We start from the raw sequence: 17,721 nt of genomic DNA on the forward strand, positions 1-17,721 counted from the left end.
GAAATTTTGGGCAAGGTTAAAACATCATGTCAGTAAGATTATAGGAAAATGTGAAAGTTTATGGGATGCCGTACAGCAAGCCTTCTGTCAATTGTCCTAACTATCCCTTTCTTTGCTATACAACGCGCTGTCGATACGCCCAAAAGTGCCAGAAAAGTTAATGAAGATGAATTTCAATTCTGTCAGAAAGTCGCCAAATACAAACAAGTCGAATGGATAAAAGACAAAGACAACAGCTATGCCTATATCGGCACTGAAGGCATCAAAACCAATACCCAAGACCCCGTAGGCTGGATGGTAGAGCAAGCCAACCAGATTTACAAGGAATATAGTTTGATTGGCGATCGCAATTACAATCGCTTTGACCATATCTTCCCAAAAGACAGCCATACCGCCGCAGATAGCGAATGGGCAAAGGGAGTCGCCACGCACTACAACAAGCTCATCTCCGAAGCCGCCGCTAGTCGTAGTCGTCTAGAACATGAAGAAGGCATAGCGTTGACTGCTACTTCTAGCAAAGGTAATAAAATCGAAATCGTCAGCGTGATCAGCACCGACCCCGATGGCGAATCCCCGATCTGGGAGATCGCCCGTAAAGGAGAAAATGTCGATATCCAGATGGCAAAGAATAAAGACTGGAAGACCGAAAAACAATATCCATACAAAGCTGTCGCCCTAATTGACCAAAGTAAAATTGATGTGGGCTTAATCTCACCAACCACCCTAGCCGCCTATGGTAAAACCATCGAAAAGGACAAAATCTTCGGCAATCTCAAACTAGAATTCCAACTAGGCATTTCTAAAAATGACGTTGACGACAAATTTGCTGCCGCCGAGAAATATCTAGAAACCCAGAGAGATGCAATTCCAGAAACCGAACGAGATCGCCGAGCTGCTGCCCTATGGCATAACAATAACCGCGCGATCGCAGGCAAAATGTTTACGGAATTCGTAGCCAACCGACTCCAAGAACTACAGGTAGAGCAAATCAAAGTAATTGGCTTGCAGTATGAAACTAACGAACTTAAAGATCGACAATGGCAACCGAATGAATCCCTAAATTGCCGAATGGCCATCGAATCCAATCTCCAAAGTCCCATCTATGACAAGAGGGTAATTCAGGTACAGACAGGCGACCAATGGAAAAACATGGGCGTTGTCCACAACGACGCAGCTTATCTGCCCATTGGTAGTCAGTTCATCGCAAATATCAATATTTCAGTCAGTAAGAAAGACGCAGACTTAGCGATCGATAGAAGTACGCTCAAACTACCTGAAATATGGCATGGACTATCACCAGAGCGAGTCAAAGAAGCAGTTAACCTTGATGAAATCGTACCGAAGTTAAAAGAAGCGATCACCAAAGCTGCTGCAAACCAACCAACGATGACCGAATTTGTGGCAAAGCTTGCCGATGAGAACGTGGGACTAAAAGCACAAGTACAGTTAGGAGGCAGAATTAACGGGATTACCTATCTCTATGAAGGTCAGGCAGTAAAAGCAAGTTTAATTGAAATGTCTTGGAAGAATCTCGCCGCGATGGGAGTAAAGTACGAGCCAGAGAGAGATCGCGAAGCGCTTACCTCAGTTTCTAATTCTCCTCAGAGAATTACTCAGGCTACACCACAAGATGATTTCAAGGAAAAAGTCATAGCTGAAACACCTCAACAATCAGTAGCAATTACAGGTAAACCCGTCAAGATGGTTTATCCCTTAAAGATGCATGGAGAAGCTAATCCCCTTTCAGTCGATACCTGTATCGAAGCAATGCGCGGACATGGCAGATGTCACACGACGCGGAGATATGAACCCTATGCCGCCTATGGATTTAAGGAAGGGGACATAGCGATCGCGATCGCAGGAGAGCAGAAAGTCGCCTTTAAAGTGGGTAAACAGTACAAAATCACCCCAGAAATGCTGAATGACGTTGCCTATCAACAACAATGGTCGCAGATGGAAAAGCATAGCGCCAAGGAACTGACGACATTTCAAGGACATAGCAACACATGGGGAATGCACTTTCAACCCTTGGGAGACTATGTGGATGGGAAGATTATGCCATTCTCGACACAGCCAATCAAATCAGATAACACTATTGTTGCCGAGATTCAGCAACTAATGGAATGGAGCCGAACCGCTGATTATTTGGGCAAGAGTGAGAAATATATAGACCGCATTCAAGACCTTATTGCAGGTGAAAGCATTACCGAAAAAGCACAGCAAGCAATGCACAAAGATCATCAGTCACTGAGCCATCACGTTGCCTCGCAATGGCGGGAAATCTTAGCAATCAAAAGTGAATATGTAGAATCACAGAATGGCAACCTCATATTTGAGCGCAAGGGCAACGAAGGTAAATACCGAGCCACATGGGAACAAGCCACAGATACACTGACATTGGACACTAAAGTCGTGAATCAAGATAAATTCCAATATTCACCACTGTTGGTACAGCAAGGATTAGAGATAATGCACAGCCAAGTCACCGTGAGAGATGCCAAAAACTGCGATCGCGCTCTTCAGTTAATCGCAGAGAGTCAGAAGGGAAGGCAAGAACAAAGATAAAAAAGCGATCTCAATGAGGTTAGCCAGCAGACAAAACTATTAAAGGTTGAATGGTTTGGAGATCATTATTTTCAGAAACCTGAGCATGATAGAGATCCCAAGACTGTTGGAGGTTCATCCAGAAATCAGCCGAAGTGGAAAAGAACCTAGCCAAGCGTAAAGCCGTACTAGGAGTAATACCGCGACGACGATTAACAATCTCATTTACCCGTTGATAGGGAACGTGGATCGCATTAACAAGGTCACGCTGAGACAAATTAAGAGGTAGCAGAAATTCCTCTAGCAACATTTCGCCAGGATGAGTGGGAACACGACGGGTTGGGATTCTTAACATAATTTATTACCTTTTTATTACCTTAACTTTAGTGATAATCGACAATTTCCACCTGAGAAGCACCAGAATTAGACCAAATAAAACAAATACGATACTGGTCATTAATACGAATACTATGTTGACCAAGGCGATCGCCAGCCAAAGATTCTAGGCGATTATTGGGAGGAGCGCGGAGGTCATCGAGGATAGTTGCCGCATTGATTTGGTCAAGTTTACGAACAGCAACGCGATTAATTGAAGCAGGACAGATTTTTCTAGCTTGCTTAGTATTTTTCCCATTAAAGACATCTTCAGTGCCTTGGTTTAGAAAAGAGAGAATCATAAAAGCATAATAACACGGATATCATGCTACTAACTTCATAACTTATGGAAAAACAGTAAGAGCGCTTACGCTTAAAGTCCGCGACTAATGACGTAGTAGGAATAACTACCATGAAAATTGCAATAGGCGCGATGACAGGCAAGACGCAGTTGCAGGTATATCGTTCGAGAGCCAGATGTCTGAAGACCACAAAACAGCAAATCGATCTTGCCAAATCGATGCAAGCAAAAGTAACAGATTTTGGCAACGGCACAAAACTGCTGACTTTCAGAGATGGCACCAAGCGGACAATCCAATGCAAGGATTTGCTTTTAGACGCAGTACAAGAAAGCGTTCAAGAATTTGGAGAATACCTCGCTCAACATCCAGACCAAATCTCAAAAGTAGATCAGAGCATCTTGGAAATGCTGACCTATGCTGAATATTTCGTCAAAGCTGCAATGAACGAATACACAACAGATCCACAACATTGCCGCGAAGTTGCGACAAGACATCTGGAAACTCTGTCCGAAGACTATCCACAAATCTTCTCTAAAAAAAACGCAGCAAGAGAATTGAACTAAAAATCAGTCTAGCGATCGCGCTGAAATTCGATTGGAATCGCAAAGATCGCTAGAAACATCCCCCAGCCACATTTAACTACCTTAACCCCTATCAGGAAACCCATGAAAACTCAATCATTATTCGAGATCGCAACCGAAGCGATCGTAACAATCAGCCTCATCGCATTACTGGGATTATTGACCGCACTAACCTATGCCCTACTCTCATTTCTAGGTAATGAACTCACCCCTCAATCACTGTCAACTTCTCAGATGCCAACATCAGAAGTTACAGTCAAGAATCTAACAGCCACAAACTCAGTGCTACCAGATGCAACAGTAACTTTACCCTCAGCAAAAGCAGCTCCAAAACTGGAAGCTTCGGTAAAGGAAGAAAAGACTGAAATCATGGAGGCGTTAGCTACTAAGCCACTCACGAAAATGACCGTGCAAGAACTCAGACCCTTAGCCAAAGAACGCAAAATCCCTAACTGGCGAAAACTGAAGAAGAAGGAATTGATCTTCTACCTAACCGCCTAGTTTGAAAGAGCAAGCTCGTCAATGTAGATATCCATCAAAACATGATATCTGCATTGACAAGCAAGATAACCAAGAAGAACGCTAGCGCGTAAAGTCCGTGAGCGATTGTCAACAAAAAAATAAAGTCAGGAGACTAAAAACATGCCCCGTCAACTAAGATTCGATACCCCTGAAGAACTTGCTAATAAAATCATTGACAAACTTAGTCAAGCAGAACTGCACGTAACCACCAGAGCCTTGATCGTCCATATCAACGAACAAATCCCCGTCAAGGAACTGGAGAAGACAGTAGCAGCCAGCAATGCAGTGGTTGAAACCAGCCGCAAACCCAAAGCCCGTAAGCCACAAGTCAGCACAGACAAGATGTGGCTGTACCAAGCAAAGAAGGGATGGGCTTTGGCGAATATCAATCTGCCGATTGAGAAGGTGATTCAACGCTTGCAAAATCATTATGGCTGCAAGATTCTGGCAACCAAAGAAGGCAAGATCAACTTTCTGCCATCAAAGCCCACCACCATTGACGAACTGCAAAAGAATGGATTTGTCGTTTATCGCCAAGACCTGAACAAGAAAGCAGCCTAGTCCATCCACAACTACCAAAAGCAACTAGATCCAACGATTTGGATCTAGTTGCTAAATTACTTTGAGAGCATAAACAGATGCTAACGATCGCCAAGACCAACCTCGCCACAGGAGAGATCGTCGATAACGAGATCCAATTTCGGGACACCCTCCTTGAAGCTCTGCATCCAGATATCAAACTCAGCATCGGCAACATTTCCACCTATTTACAAAAGATTGCCAAAGCCGAAACCATCGCTAAAACCAGCAAATCCGCCAGCAAGCGCAGCACGGCAACCAAAAGCATTGCCCCCCTAAAGAAACAAGCGATCGCTGCCTTAACCAAAGGGCTAGACAAATACCAACTAGCAGGAGCATCGGGAGCGAGAAAACATGGAGACTTCTTCTTCAGTCAAGGACTAAATCCCTTTGCCACATATTTCCCTACAGCGATGGGACAAATCAACTACGGCTCCATCCTCATGACCGAATGCCTGAAAATCTATAGCATCGAACGAGTAACCATCCTGATTGTCCAAGACAAAGAGCATCGTACCGATGACTGTCACGGCAAAATTAGCCATGAATTTCTGAACCAACTGCGCCAAAGCGAAGACTTTGTGATTCCCGCCAATACCCCATTCCAGTTTCGCGCAGGAGTCGCCAATCAATGGGTCGCCAAAGGAACGTTGCAGTTAAGCCTAAATTGTCCAAAAGGAATCGACCTAATTCTGCCACTATCATGTTTTAAAGGACATAAACCAGCATTAGGTATCCACAAACTAACAAACCTGAAACTAGGAATCGTTAACTTTGCCCAAAAGCGCAGAGTCAAGACCTCCTATACCGTCTGGCAATGGTTTAGCCCACAAGCGATCGCCCAAGATGTCTTATCCACCACCCAACAGAAAGCGGAAACCCTAGTCGCCGCCCAGTCAGATATCAAACAACTCTGCCAACTGGTGCAAACAGAACAATGGGTCAAAGTAGACGAGCCAGAAGCAGATAACAACGAAGAAGAAGCCGATGGCAAAATCCTCGCGGAAATCCTCAAACATGACATTCATGGACAACTGCTAGAACATCCCTATGTGGTGCGAAAGATTGAAGACTTAGTAAGGCGACGTTGGTTAACTCTAGCTACTAGTGGCGGTATCAACTTCTCCAGCTTCATGGCACAACCCTTCCAAGAATTAGGAGAACTCGAAATGTGCATCCCCGAAATGCCCGAAGGCGAATATGTCGGATTCCGCTATCCCATCCGTGATCGGAATGACTTGCAGATCTGGACAAACAAACATATCAAAGGACTCAACCAACAGGGAACCATGTATGTCAATCCAGACATCGCCCGTGATTATTGCGGCATGGACTTTGATGGTGATACCTTCTGCGTGAAATCAGTTCAGAAACTAACAGAAATCGCCAAAGAAATCCGCAAGCATCACATCAAACCCACCACTTACAAACCCGACAAAGTGGCAGTGCAAGGAACCCTAGCCGAAGTCGCTCTCAGATCCACGGAAAACCAAATTGGACTGATTACCTATTACCTAGCCACCGCATGGGCTACAGGCAACCATCAGTACATCGCAGGCTTAGCCCAAGAAGTACAAGTCGCAGTAGATCGGCTCAAATCCGACCTTAGCCACGACCAAGCCTTTCTCGATGAAGTGGGCAAAAGCCTACCAAAACTAGATTGGCTGATCGATCGCAAGCAGCAAGGAGTTTATGGTAGCTACTACGACCCCAAACAGAGATGCAAACAGCCCGCTCGACCAATGAAAGCAGGTGGAGAATACAACGATGCAATCTCTCTACTGATTCAATCAGTGAATACGATCTGGCAACCTGTAGATTTACATGAGCGCACCCTGCTCGAATTCCGCGAACTATTTGTCAAACCGAACGAAACCCTTTACAAAAGAGCGATCGCTCGCCGCGATGAATATACCAGCAAGATTAGGGAGGCGATGAAACTATCAAGTGATCGGGAATCCCGCAAGAAAATCCTCAGAGCAGCAGTGCAATGGGCGAAAGGACTGGGCGATAAGCTGCGACTGAAAGGCGAACAGACGGTGCAAACATGTGCCGCCGCCATGTGGCAAGCCAGTCATAACGGCGATCACGGAACCGCAAGCGTTGTGTTTAATATGTTCCTGCCAGAGATCTGCGATCGCCTTCATGACAACCAACTGATGCGACTACAAATTGTAGGAGCGCAGTATGGAGAACTCGCATCAACCAAATGGACAGGAGATGGAGAACATGCCTGTATTCCCATCGTAGTATCTCAACGCCAAGAAGATGGCAGATATCAGATTGAAGTCATCCGTAAAAGTAGGAAAAAGCCATACCTGCTGGGACTTGTTGCCAAAGACTCCGCCAAAGTATTGGTGGGAGAATACACAGCTTCGCTGACTACGCATCAAAAGACCATAGTGTGCGAACTAGTCGCTGCTTAGAAATCAAGGGGATAAAGCAGCTTTATCCCCTTGATTATCTATCTTCTAGAAAAAAAGAATTTCCCAATCCCAAACTTTGATAAACTAAGTGGATATGAAAACGGATACGCTCTTTTATCAACTATTCAATACCTTTCACACCCTACTGTTTGAGCTAATCGAACGCCCGATCGCTGAAGCAGAAGGCTATGAATTTAGCTCAGTGGAAGTGAAAGAAAAAGCCTTTCGGTTTGATGGGATATTTAGCCCAAAAGCCAAAGACAAACCGATATATTTACTTGAAGTCCAGTTTCAGCAAAAGGAAGACTTTTACTGGGAATACCTATCCGAGATATATCTGTACCTAAACCAATACCGTCCCGCACAGGAATGGCAAGCGATCGCCATCTTTGCGAGGCGCAGTTATGAACCAGAGCCAAGAAGCCATGTGCAGGAAATGTTCGACTGCCATAGGATACGGCGAGTCTACCTAGAAGACCTGCTAGAGCGAGAGACAGACTCCTTTGCGATCGGTATTATTCAGCTCATCTTGTCTAATGAAAGTCAAGCTATAACTAAGGCAAGACAGCTAGGTGAAAAGATTGAGCGGGAAAACAATACCGAAATTCAAGAGCAGGTACTAGAATTAATAGAGACAGTGTTGGTCTATAAATTTCCCAAGTTAACTCGTCAGGAGATTGAGGCAATGTTTACATATAGCGATTTAAAGCAAACGCGAGTATATCAAGAGGCAAGAGAAGAGGGCGAGCAGCGTGGTGAGCAACGTGGCTTAAAACTAGGCGAGCAAAAAGGCTTGAAACTGGGCGAGCAGCGCGGACTGGTAAAGGGTCAAGCTACGATGCTGCTAAGGATGCTTAATCGCAAGTTTGGACAGATCACCCCAAGCTTGAGGGGCAAGGTCAACAAACTATCGGCAAAGCAGTTAGAAAATTTAGCCGAAGCATTATTTGACCTAGAGACGATCGCCGACCTAAACAACTGGTTAAAAACCAAAGGCAAAGGCAGCTAGAGGATTTTGAACCAATATCTGAAAAAAGGACATGACTTTAGTTGTCATGTCCTTTTTTTATGGCTAGCGCTTGTTCGCAAGAACAAAAACTAGAGAAAAAGCCAACTATGTACCAACCCATATTCGAGATCACGCCAGAAATCGAGCAGCATTTTGATAGCTCCCTGCGAGTAAAAGCAGAAGCAACCGTCGCAGCGATCGCCCTAAGCAAATCAATATCATCAGCAACAGCAGAACAACAAGTAGAACTCGCCAAAGCATCGGGATGGGGAACGCTCACCGATATCTGGGTAAAAGCCAATCATCTAGGCAACACATGGCAGTATCGATGCCATGAAAAACTAAGCCAACTATTGACCCAAGCCGAAATCCAAGCCGCCAAATCCGCGACGGCAACCGCTTACCAAACTAGTTTTGAAGTAATCCGCGCCATGTGGGATATTCTCAGCGATATCGGTTTTACAGGTGGAGCGATCGTCGAACCAGCGTGCAACACCCTAGCGTTTATGGGATGCCAACCTGCGCTGATGCGAGAGCGATCGCAATGGGTAGGTGTGGAACTAGACCCGATCTTTGCCCAAATTGCGAGATTGCTATACCCAGAAGCGCTGATTTACGCTCAGGGATTTGAAACAGTGAGCCTAAGTGATAACAGTTTTGACCTAGCGATCGGCAACGTTCCCTTTGGCAATTACAAACTCTACGATCCTCGCTATGCCCATCTGAACCTAAGCATCCATAATTACTTTCTAGCCAAATGTACAGATTTAGTGAGGGAAAATGGGTTGATAGCCATGATTACCAGTTGTTTCACCCTTGATGCGGCCAATAACAGCTTTCGGAAATATCTAGCGAATAAGTTAGAGCTAGTGACTGCGATTAGATTACCAGACATCGCTTTTAAGAGATTTGCCAACACCGAAGTAGTTGCCGATATCTTGATTTTTCGCAAGCTCACAGAAACTGAACTGAGAGCCACGAATCAGAAAAACTATCAATATCCTGATTGGGTAAAGACAGCACCATCGGGCAAACACACAGTCAATCAGCAGCCAATCATGATTAACCAATGGTTTGTAGAGGTTGCCTAGCGGCTAGGCTAAAGAGTAACCACACCAAAACTACCGAGCGAGTCAATCCTATTAAGGATTGACTCGCTTTTTTAATTGAGAAAAGTCCATGTCTATAAACCCATTAAAATTCCGTAATATTCTAGGAGAATTGACAATCGCCAAACTCTATGGAGGAGAGCATTTAGGAGTAACTGCTCCAGCAAACTTTGACCTGAGAGCAGAGATAAGCAAGATTGGGAAAGCGATCGCCAAATTCTATGAACCATCTGTAACTCAAACCCAAGTAATTCAAATTCCACCACAGTTACAAAAAGTTCTACCCAACGCTTTCTGCGAACATGAAGGACAAATCTATCGTCGCACCGACTATCAGCTCGAACTAGTTGCAAACCAACAACAACGCATTCGTGCAGCCATGTCTGTCGCCAAGATTCTTGACTTAGTGCTGAGAATGCAGCAGTACGAAGACGAAAAAGAACTAGCCAAACTGCGCCAAATTCTCAATCAAAAATATGATGAGTTCGCAATTAGATTTGGACATTTCACCAGCAAAGAGAACCTCAGCATTTTCCAAGAAGACCCCAACTACTATCGATTGAGAGCATTAGAGATTGACCGAGGCAAAGGCAAAAGTCCCGCCAAAGCCCCCATCTTCCATCAACGCACAGTCAGAGCAACCCCAAGATATCGGGCAAATAACGCCAAAGATGCCCTAGCCCAATGTCTAGATGCCAAAAGCTATATCGACCTAGACTGGATCGCCAACCTCATCGACAAAAGCATTAGCACCGTCATCAGCGAACTAGAAGGCGATATCTTCTACAACGGCACAATCCCACCAGCAACAGTACAAGAAACCACTAATGCCGAATGGATAACCAGAGAAGAATTCATCAGTGGCAACGTCGTCAACCGACTCAACAAAATCGTCGCATGGCAAGAAAGCGGAGTACCCAACTGGCTGAACATCGACAAATACCATCAAACCATCAGCAGCAATCAACCAGTTCCCTGTTTACCCGAAACTCTAGATGTAGATATCAAAGTGCGCTGTGCGGTGAAGCTAGGCATCAATGTCAATGCCATGCCCCCAAACGAGCTAAAGCTGTTATTACACAACACGATCCGCGTCAAACTAGGAACGAGTTGGCTCCCCGAAGATGTAATCAAAGAATTTAGCGAACAACTCCTTAGCCATACAGGAACCAGCACCGTCAAATTCCATCCCGACCCCGCCAATATTTGGGTAATCAAAGGTGACAGTAAACTGATCAACTCACCCCAAAACAAAACCGAATGGGGAACCACCAGCCATACCGCACTTGAACTGATAGAACACTCACTGAACCAAAAAGATCCCAAAATCTATGACCATATCCAAGACAAACAGGGCAATGTTATAAGCATTCTGAATGTAGAAGCCACCACAGCATCGCGGACAATGCAAGACAAAATCCAAACCGCCTTCAAAGCATGGATCTGGAGTGAAGGAGATCGCGCTGAGCAACTCTGTCTGTACTACAACCAATACCACAACCTCTACCGCGACACCATGTATGACGGCTCACACCTAACCTTCCCCAACATGGCTCCCGACTTCGAGATGCGAAGCCACCAGCGCAACTTCGTGCGTCGTGTCGAACGGCAAAAAGCATCCTTTGCCGCCCATCGGGTGGGCTATGGCAAAACTGCCACGATGATTGCCGCAGGTATGGAACTAAAGCGCAAAGGCATGGCGCATAAAGTCATGCATGTAACCATGAAATCGATCTTGCCAGGGTACAGCAAAGAATTTCGACGACTGTACCCCGAAGCCAAGATTCTCGTACCGAATGCTCAAGACTTTGCCAAAGATCGCCGTCGTGTCCTACTGAGCCAAATTGCCACCCATAACTACGACGCGATTATTCTTACCTACGAACAATTCTTCAATCTGCAAATAAGCGAATCAACCGAACTCCTGTTTCTCGAAGAGCAAATGTCCGCAATTAGCTCTATCTGTGAAGCTACCAACAAAGAAGAATCCAAACAAGTCTTCCGCAACTTAGAAGCCATGCGAAAGAAAATCTCTTTACGCATCCAAGAAATCGAAAACAGCGATCGCAAAGACCGCGTGATTTATTTCGAGCAACTGGGCATCGATGCGCTCTTCCTAGATGAAGTACAGCAAATCAAACGACTGCAAATCCTCACCACCCAGCACAATGTTGCTGGCATTCCCACAGGTTACAGCCAACGCGCCCATGACTCCTTCATGAAAGTGCGATACCTGCTCACTAACGGCAAGAGAGTCATCTTTGCCACAGGCACCCCCCTAAGCAACACTATGGCTGAGATGGATGTTTGGATGCGCTATCTGCAACTAGACCTGCTGCAACAGCAAGGACTAACCCACTTTGATAGCTTCTGTTCAAGATTCTGTGAAACCAGCACCGCCTTAGAAATCAGTCCCACAGGCAAACTGAAATCGAAAACCCGCCTACGCGAATTCGTGAACATGCCCGAACTAATGGCAATGTGGTGTCAAGTCACCGATATCCAGACAGCATCTCTTGCCGAAGTCAAAACCCCTAAGCCCCATTACCATGTGATGTCCTGTAAGCCATCGCCAGAGCAAATTGCCTATATGGACAAACTCTGCGATCGCGCCGAGGCAGTGGCAAAACGTAAAGTCAAACCCGAAATTGACAACATGCTGAAAATCACAGGTGATGGAGCCAAAGCTTGTATGCACACCAAATTGGTATCACCCAATGCCAGTGAATGGATTAATAACAAACTGCTCGCCTGTGCATGGAACGTCTGGCAAATCTGGACGATTACCGCGATCGCCAAAGGAACCCAAGCGATTTTCTGCGATCGCAATGCACCCAAAAAAGACAGGTGGAATAGCTACTGCTATATCCGCGACACCCTCGTGATGCTGGGGATACCCGCCGACCAGATCGCCTTTATCCATGACTACGACACGGATACCAAGAAGTCAAAGCTATTTGAAGCGATTAACGAAGGCAAAATCAGAATTGTCTTTGGTTCCACATCAAAGTTAGGCACAGGCGTAAATATGCAAAGCAAACTGATTGCCTTGCACCATATCGATTGTCCTTGGCGACCATCGGATCTCGAACAGCGAGAAGGCAGAGGAGTCAGACAGGGTAACGAATGGAGCGATGTCTTTATCTTCCGCTATGTTACTGAAGGTAGAAACAACCAAGCGGGATTTGATTCCTTCCTCTGGCAAGCGATTGAGAACAAGCAGAGGATGATTTCGCAAGTAATGTCAGGCGATCGGACGCATCGCACTATCGAAGACATTGATGAGACTGTGCTTAATGCCGCCCAAATGAAAGCGATCGCATCGGGAGATCCACTGATCATGGAACGGGCTACCCTCGAAGCCGAATTGCAAGGACTAGGAATGCAACTGCAAGCCTATAACGACAGGCAATTCAGAGACAAATCCAAGATTCAGTACCTAACTGACATGGTAAATACCACCCATCCCGCCAGCATTCAGCGCATTCAAGCAGACCTAGCCACAGTTGCCACAGCAAATCTGAAACAATTCATCAGCGATCGCGGAGTGATGCTAGATAAAGCCGTGCTAATCGATCATCACATTACCGAACAAGTGCAAAGGCTAAAAGAAAGCTATCGGTTGACCCAAATCCAAATCGGACAATTTGCAGGGCTAAACGTATTTCTGAGCAGATTTGGCTCAGAAGTTAATGGGTATATTGGCATGAGCATTAGTTCAGGCTATGAATTTAATGCAGAGTGCCAGCAGCCCTATAGTTCGCTGTTGCATGTGGTGAGAAATGCGATCGCCGCCAAGCTAACCACAGCTCAAGAAAATCTCGAACGAGACCGACAAGAACTGCCAATACTGCAAAATCGAGTCAGTCAACCCTTTGAGCAAGCACAGGAATACGAGCAGAAATCAAATCGTTTAGGATTCCTGAAGGAGATGTTTGATGCGATCGCCCATGAATCCCCTGTAGACGATAGTGTAGCTGACTATGGTTTAGAAGGAGAAGACTTGGAAGAATCGCGAGAAATCTTCTGGGAAAGAGACTCTAGGGCATCTCAACTAGAGCAGCCATCAACAGCGATCGTCGAGGTATTGAGGCAGAGACGGTTCGAGGATTGGGTACCCCAAGACTCGGAAAACTGGCTTGAGCAAATCTCGCTGCTTGTGGGAGATCTCGATCTTTCAGTGAGAAGCGATCGGCTTTTGTTGTTGCCAGAATCGAAGGTATTCAAAACAATGTCTGACTTTACGCTAGAAGGTAAACAACTTCTGATTCCACAAAAGAATGTAAGTGAGGTAAGAGATCAACTAAGCCTATTCTAGATTAAAGATTTTACTAATGCTATCTTTAGTTGATTAGAAGAAATTATTAAGACAAACATAGAAAGTCTTCTTGTTAAGAAGACTTTCTATCTCTTAAAGATTGGATAGTCCTAAGAAGGAAAGGATTTATATGGTAAGGATGGGCTATTCGCCTACGCCGCCGATGATTTCTACAGTAAGTGTTTTACTTTGGATTTTACTTGCATAGGTTAAGGGCTTATGAGTCGCAATGCTATGGATTTTAGGATTGTATTTAATCGCTTCAATCGAGATAGCTTGCTGGTTCCATACCCATAGATTACTTCCGTTAAAATAGATAAGATATTCCCCGCATTTGTCAAAAAAACTACCGCCTCTAACTTCGACATTACAAGTTTTGCTGATAGTTTTAATTTTTGCAGTCCCCCAATCCACAAAAAAACGCGTATCAGAATCATCGGACGCTCTATCGAATAGAACTTTTCCATTCTTTATATCAAGGGCGAGTACTCCACTTTTCTGAGCGATAAAAACTGCATCCACCGCAAAAACAGTACCCAGTAAAAATGGTGATTGCCGATAAGCGAGAATATTTATAGGAGATTTATAGCTGCTTTCTACTGCATGTTTAGTCATCCTTTCAGGTAAAGATACCGACCATTGGGTTTTGTTATGATTTTGATACGATACCCCCGTCAAATAATAGTAAAAATAATCCCCCTGCTTTTGGTCTTTTATATGCCAATCTAAAGACGGTGGTTCTTCTTTGACAACTGATGGATCGGCAAAACTTGGAAATGCATTAATAGCGATCGCGATGGTGCAAGCTACAAAAATCACTCCCCTGAGATGGGATTTAGCGATTGATTTAATAGTAATTTTTAAAAGTGGAAACATAGTCTATTAATATGCTTATATATTAATGCTTGCACAAAACCATCAATGCTTACGAACCTTTTTGTGCGATCGCCATTTCATCCAAAAAGCAACATCAGCTAATCATATAAGGTTGTTTGCTTATAAGTACGCCAGCATAATTAAAGAATAAAAATAGAACCTGTGCCGCCCTCGCAGCAGGTGGCATAGGTTTTAGGTTTATTTATACTTAGCTACTTAAGTATTACCAAAGATTGATTGCTAAGGAGTATTGTAATTGTTCATAATTAAGTTTTTCCGAAATAAAGAAAAGTTAGAGATCTAGCGAATCGGGATTCTTAGTAGATTTTTTATCTTCTGAAGCAAGACGGCGTTCGACCTTCTTTACATCCTCCGCAGGAGGTAACGACTCAGGACGAATTCCCCTTTGTAGTAATGTATCTCGAACAGCTTGGTTATTAGTAACATGCTCTTTAGAAATAGCAGGCTCAGTATCTAATTGGTTCTGTCGAGTGTTAAAGATCGTAATTTCAGTAGCAAAGTCTTTAGCTTTTAGAATGATTGTGGGAGCAAAATCAGCTAGAGGGCGACTATCAGGTACTTTCCATTGAGCTTTCATAGCCTGAGTGGACTTACCAAATAGCGCAGTATCTCCCTTACTGCGAATTGTGGCAAAGTTGCGATCGCTTCCTGTTTGTTCGTAAATCACCTTGGAAAGTTCTTTCTCAGTTTCTGTCAACTTCTTGCGAGCAGAGACGCGCTCGGCTTCGAGTAAGCGTTGCTCGATTAACTCAGCCCTTCTTGTTTGGATGGCAAAGTAGGTTTGAGCAAAGGCAATTTCTTGCTTTCTAGGATCTCCATTTTGAGCAATCAGATAACAAGCATATCGCGTAAGCATAATGTCATCTACCTCTCTTTGGCTTCCAGAGCCGAGATCAACCATTTTGGTAACGTCAACAAAATGGTCTGAGATGGCGTGATTAGAAATTTCACATGCAGTTTTTGCTTTTGTTAAGACTGCTGTAAAATTTCGCCATTCTGAATATCCCAAAAGATGTTGAAGGTCACGAGCTAGCCAATATTCAATCCCGCTTTCAGTCTGCTGAGCATGTGCCTCAAAAGTTTCAGTTAAGGAGGTGATGGTATTTGTTTCCATATCTATAAGTCAGCAAAAACAATATTATGTGAGGAATGTAGTTTACATTCCGATCTCAAAGACTGCAAGTCTAGAGTGAGATAACTACTACACCGACATAGACTTGTTTAACTTCTGATGCGATTAATACGTATAGAAAAGTCGATTTTTCTATACGTATTAATCACAATATGTATAGAAAAATCGACTTTTCTATACATATTGGTCTTAGCCTGAATTTTTCCAAAAACGAAAAAACTATAATTGCCAGACTAGATATAGGGTTTATGCATATGTGAAGTCGTAAAGCTTGCCGAAAGTCCTTAGCAGGAGATTTGTAGAAAATTAATTTGAGGAGAAAGCCCGAAACAATGAGCCTGAAATACAACATATCAGACCTACCGAGTGGCAGCGAATCGCGGCAAAGCCATGTGGAGTTTATTCGCGTAAACCTTGAGCTACTGCTAGCAGTAGCATGGTATGGCTACGAAAGTGAAGGCAGAGGAGCGATCGTCATCGATGTCAGCAAATCCAAAGAATCGCAAATTGGCATCAGTCTCTATCAAAAATGGCTAAACTCCGAAAGCTATGGCTGCTACCTGAGCCAATCCACAGCAGAGCGCATCAACAAAGAATCGGGATACCCAAATCCATTCCAAAAGGATGAGAAAAGACAGATTAGGGAATACAAGCCCGACAATCAAGTTGTCGTCTGCTTTATCCGCACCGATGGCGGCTTTAGCTCCTATGTAATCGCCCATCCATTCCTGACCGCGAAACAAGCCTATGAAGCCAATAAATCTAGGCTGCAAGCCGAATTTTCCGTAGACAAACCAGACTAACTCCAACCCCAATATTCAACCCCAAAAGCCTCCTGATATACATCGGGAGGCTAATTTGTTATGGAGTCAAATATGACCCAAAAAAGATACAAAAGCGTATTATGTGGACTATTGCTATTAGCGATCGCCATCCATCCTGAACAGCATCACGTAGAAGAAAAGCATCCCAAAATCGTCCATATCCAAACCCGTCGCCAGCGCAAATATTGGCGAAAGAAGCAGAAGAGTATCAGTGCTTAGAAGCAAATAGCTGTTAGCGATTAGCCAAAAGCTATTTGCTATTTGCAAGGTTCAAAAATATGACAACAAACCAATTTGGTGAATCTTTTAATCTCGTAAAGATTGAACCAGAAATCCAAAAAACAAAAAATCTGATTGCTTCTCTACAATCCAAGCTCGACAAGAATATCAGAAAAAAGAAGACCTCTATCGATCTACAAATAGCTAAAAACCATTAGCAGATACTATTACGCGATTGTGAAATAGCAACAAACGTAAAGCCAATTATCAAGGAGCAAAGCTTGCATGAAAAATATCAAAGGCAACATCCATCAAATCAAAACCATGCTGAAGATTTGCAGCAAATATCATTGGGAATTGAAAAAGATTATTAGCTCTCGGAGCAAAGAAGGCTCTTACCTATTTGTAGGAGATATTCGAGCAGAATTCAAATGCCATCACGATCGACCAACTCACGCCAAATTTGACCCATCATTGACAATTCACAGTGACGGTACGGTAGATCTCAACGAAAATCTGTTTAAAAACGACCCCTATACAGAAGAGATCAAGAAACTGCTAGAAGCAGCACATGTGAGTACAGAACCCACCAGAAAACTAGGGACGGGAATCAAGTAATAGAGGTCAAGCAGAGCCATCACAAGCCCCAAACCCCAAGACAACCGCTACCGAATTCACTATTACCAAATAATCGCCTAACGGACTGCAAAAGGCGATCGCTCATCTATATCTAAATTTAGAGGATACAAGCCATGAACACAGCAGCGATGATCGCGACCCAGCAAGCATTGATCGACTGTTAAATGTCAACTAACTTGTCCGATGACGACAATTAACTTGGCTGGTTGAGAGAAGAAAAAATAATTGACGCGACGGCAAATGAC

The 17,721-nt window shown here is 44.1% G+C and carries 15 protein-coding genes; 11 read left to right on the forward strand and 4 right to left on the reverse strand.

The features are described 5' to 3' along the window. Positions 1-60: 60 nt before the first annotated feature. Positions 61-2,565 carry a hypothetical protein gene (locus tag CQ839_RS25850; protein ID WP_258040864.1) on the forward strand — a complete coding sequence of 835 codons (2,505 nt, stop codon included), beginning with the start codon at positions 61-63 and terminating at the stop codon, positions 2,563-2,565. 19 nt (positions 2,566-2,584) lie between these two features. On the opposite strand, the gene CQ839_RS24075 is transcribed toward CQ839_RS25850, so the two are convergent. Both CQ839_RS24075 and CQ839_RS24080 read right to left on the reverse strand, forming a co-directional pair. Continuing rightward, entirely contained in the window at positions 2,585-2,899 is a 315-nt protein-coding gene (locus tag CQ839_RS24075) for a HigA family addiction module antitoxin (protein WP_103670843.1), read from the reverse strand. Between the two features lie 28 nt (positions 2,900-2,927). After that, complete coding sequence (locus CQ839_RS24080; protein WP_103670844.1) at positions 2,928-3,221, reverse strand: type II toxin-antitoxin system RelE/ParE family toxin; 294 nt, start codon at positions 3,219-3,221, stop codon at positions 2,928-2,930. A 110-nt stretch (positions 3,222-3,331) separates the two neighbouring features. Between CQ839_RS24080 and CQ839_RS24085 the strand changes: the two genes are divergently transcribed. The 7 genes from CQ839_RS24085 to CQ839_RS24115 all read left to right on the forward strand — a co-directional run bounded on the left by CQ839_RS24085 (position 3,332) and on the right by CQ839_RS24115 (position 13,765). Beyond that, positions 3,332-3,784 (forward strand): hypothetical protein, encoded by a 453-nt coding sequence (locus CQ839_RS24085; protein WP_103670845.1) that lies wholly within the window; start codon positions 3,332-3,334, stop codon positions 3,782-3,784. Between the two features lie 102 nt (positions 3,785-3,886). Further along, positions 3,887-4,303 carry a Rho termination factor N-terminal domain-containing protein gene (locus CQ839_RS24090; RefSeq protein WP_103670846.1) on the forward strand — a complete coding sequence of 139 codons (417 nt, stop codon included), beginning with the start codon at positions 3,887-3,889 and terminating at the stop codon, positions 4,301-4,303. 141 nt (positions 4,304-4,444) lie between these two features. After that, positions 4,445-4,885 (forward strand): hypothetical protein, encoded by a 441-nt coding sequence (locus CQ839_RS24095; RefSeq protein WP_103670847.1) that lies wholly within the window; start codon positions 4,445-4,447, stop codon positions 4,883-4,885. Positions 4,886-4,962: 77 nt separating this feature from the next. Further along, entirely contained in the window at positions 4,963-7,329 is a 2,367-nt protein-coding gene (locus CQ839_RS24100) for a hypothetical protein (RefSeq protein ID WP_103670848.1), read from the forward strand. A 94-nt stretch (positions 7,330-7,423) separates the two neighbouring features. Further along, the gene (locus CQ839_RS24105) at positions 7,424-8,338 is read left to right on the forward strand and encodes an Rpn family recombination-promoting nuclease/putative transposase (RefSeq protein ID WP_103670849.1); all 915 of its coding nucleotides are present in this window, start codon (positions 7,424-7,426) and stop codon (positions 8,336-8,338) included. 107 nt (positions 8,339-8,445) lie between these two features. Then, on the forward strand, positions 8,446-9,429 hold the full coding sequence (locus tag CQ839_RS24110; RefSeq protein WP_258040865.1) for an Eco57I restriction-modification methylase domain-containing protein: 984 nt from the start codon (positions 8,446-8,448) through the stop codon (positions 9,427-9,429). Between the two features lie 88 nt (positions 9,430-9,517). Continuing rightward, positions 9,518-13,765: a DEAD/DEAH box helicase family protein gene (locus tag CQ839_RS24115; RefSeq protein ID WP_103670851.1), complete on the forward strand. Its 4,248-nt coding sequence runs from the start codon at positions 9,518-9,520 to the stop codon at positions 13,763-13,765. 144 nt (positions 13,766-13,909) lie between these two features. Here CQ839_RS24115 and CQ839_RS24120 read toward each other — a convergent pair whose 3' ends face one another. Then, complete coding sequence (locus CQ839_RS24120) at positions 13,910-14,641, reverse strand: hypothetical protein (protein ID WP_103670852.1); 732 nt, start codon at positions 14,639-14,641, stop codon at positions 13,910-13,912. Between the two features lie 292 nt (positions 14,642-14,933). Beyond that, on the reverse strand, positions 14,934-15,776 hold the full coding sequence (dinD, locus tag CQ839_RS24125) for a DNA damage-inducible protein D (protein WP_103670853.1): 843 nt from the start codon (positions 15,774-15,776) through the stop codon (positions 14,934-14,936). Between the two features lie 350 nt (positions 15,777-16,126). Here dinD and CQ839_RS24130 point away from each other — a divergent pair, with 350 nt between their 5' ends. The 3 genes from CQ839_RS24130 to CQ839_RS24135 all read left to right on the forward strand — a co-directional run bounded on the left by CQ839_RS24130 (position 16,127) and on the right by CQ839_RS24135 (position 17,455). Further along, complete coding sequence (locus tag CQ839_RS24130) at positions 16,127-16,597, forward strand: hypothetical protein (RefSeq protein WP_103670854.1); 471 nt, start codon at positions 16,127-16,129, stop codon at positions 16,595-16,597. Positions 16,598-16,669: 72 nt separating this feature from the next. Beyond that, positions 16,670-16,837, forward strand: a complete 168-nt coding sequence (locus tag CQ839_RS25370) for a hypothetical protein (RefSeq protein ID WP_156341385.1) — start codon at positions 16,670-16,672, stop codon at positions 16,835-16,837. Between the two features lie 285 nt (positions 16,838-17,122). Continuing rightward, positions 17,123-17,455, forward strand: coding sequence for a hypothetical protein (locus tag CQ839_RS24135; RefSeq protein WP_103670855.1), 333 nt, complete (start codon positions 17,123-17,125; stop codon positions 17,453-17,455). The last annotated feature ends 266 nt before the right edge of the window (positions 17,456-17,721 follow it).

It is taken from the genome of Pseudanabaena sp. BC1403 (assembly GCF_002914585.1).
Classification (GTDB): domain Bacteria; phylum Cyanobacteriota; class Cyanobacteriia; order Pseudanabaenales; family Pseudanabaenaceae; genus Pseudanabaena.

Excerpts from the sequence above, each read along its gene's own strand:
- CQ839_RS25850 (WP_258040864.1), top strand. The coding sequence starts at position 61 with ATGGGATGCCGTACAGCAAGCCTTCTGTCAATTGTCCTAACTATCCCT.
- CQ839_RS24075 (WP_103670843.1), bottom strand. The coding sequence starts at position 2,899 with ATGTTAAGAATCCCAACCCGTCGTGTTCCCACTCATCCTGGCGAAATG.
- CQ839_RS24080 (WP_103670844.1), bottom strand. The coding sequence starts at position 3,221 with ATGATTCTCTCTTTTCTAAACCAAGGCACTGAAGATGTCTTTAATGGG.
- CQ839_RS24085 (WP_103670845.1), top strand. The coding sequence starts at position 3,332 with ATGAAAATTGCAATAGGCGCGATGACAGGCAAGACGCAGTTGCAGGTA.
- CQ839_RS24090 (WP_103670846.1), top strand. The coding sequence starts at position 3,887 with ATGAAAACTCAATCATTATTCGAGATCGCAACCGAAGCGATCGTAACA.
- CQ839_RS24095 (WP_103670847.1), top strand. The coding sequence starts at position 4,445 with ATGCCCCGTCAACTAAGATTCGATACCCCTGAAGAACTTGCTAATAAA.
- CQ839_RS24100 (WP_103670848.1), top strand. The coding sequence starts at position 4,963 with ATGCTAACGATCGCCAAGACCAACCTCGCCACAGGAGAGATCGTCGAT.
- CQ839_RS24105 (WP_103670849.1), top strand. The coding sequence starts at position 7,424 with ATGAAAACGGATACGCTCTTTTATCAACTATTCAATACCTTTCACACC.
- CQ839_RS24110 (WP_258040865.1), top strand. The coding sequence starts at position 8,446 with ATGTACCAACCCATATTCGAGATCACGCCAGAAATCGAGCAGCATTTT.
- CQ839_RS24115 (WP_103670851.1), top strand. The coding sequence starts at position 9,518 with ATGTCTATAAACCCATTAAAATTCCGTAATATTCTAGGAGAATTGACA.
- CQ839_RS24120 (WP_103670852.1), bottom strand. The coding sequence starts at position 14,641 with ATGTTTCCACTTTTAAAAATTACTATTAAATCAATCGCTAAATCCCAT.
- dinD (WP_103670853.1), bottom strand. The coding sequence starts at position 15,776 with ATGGAAACAAATACCATCACCTCCTTAACTGAAACTTTTGAGGCACAT.
- CQ839_RS24130 (WP_103670854.1), top strand. The coding sequence starts at position 16,127 with ATGAGCCTGAAATACAACATATCAGACCTACCGAGTGGCAGCGAATCG.
- CQ839_RS25370 (WP_156341385.1), top strand. The coding sequence starts at position 16,670 with ATGACCCAAAAAAGATACAAAAGCGTATTATGTGGACTATTGCTATTA.
- CQ839_RS24135 (WP_103670855.1), top strand. The coding sequence starts at position 17,123 with ATGAAAAATATCAAAGGCAACATCCATCAAATCAAAACCATGCTGAAG.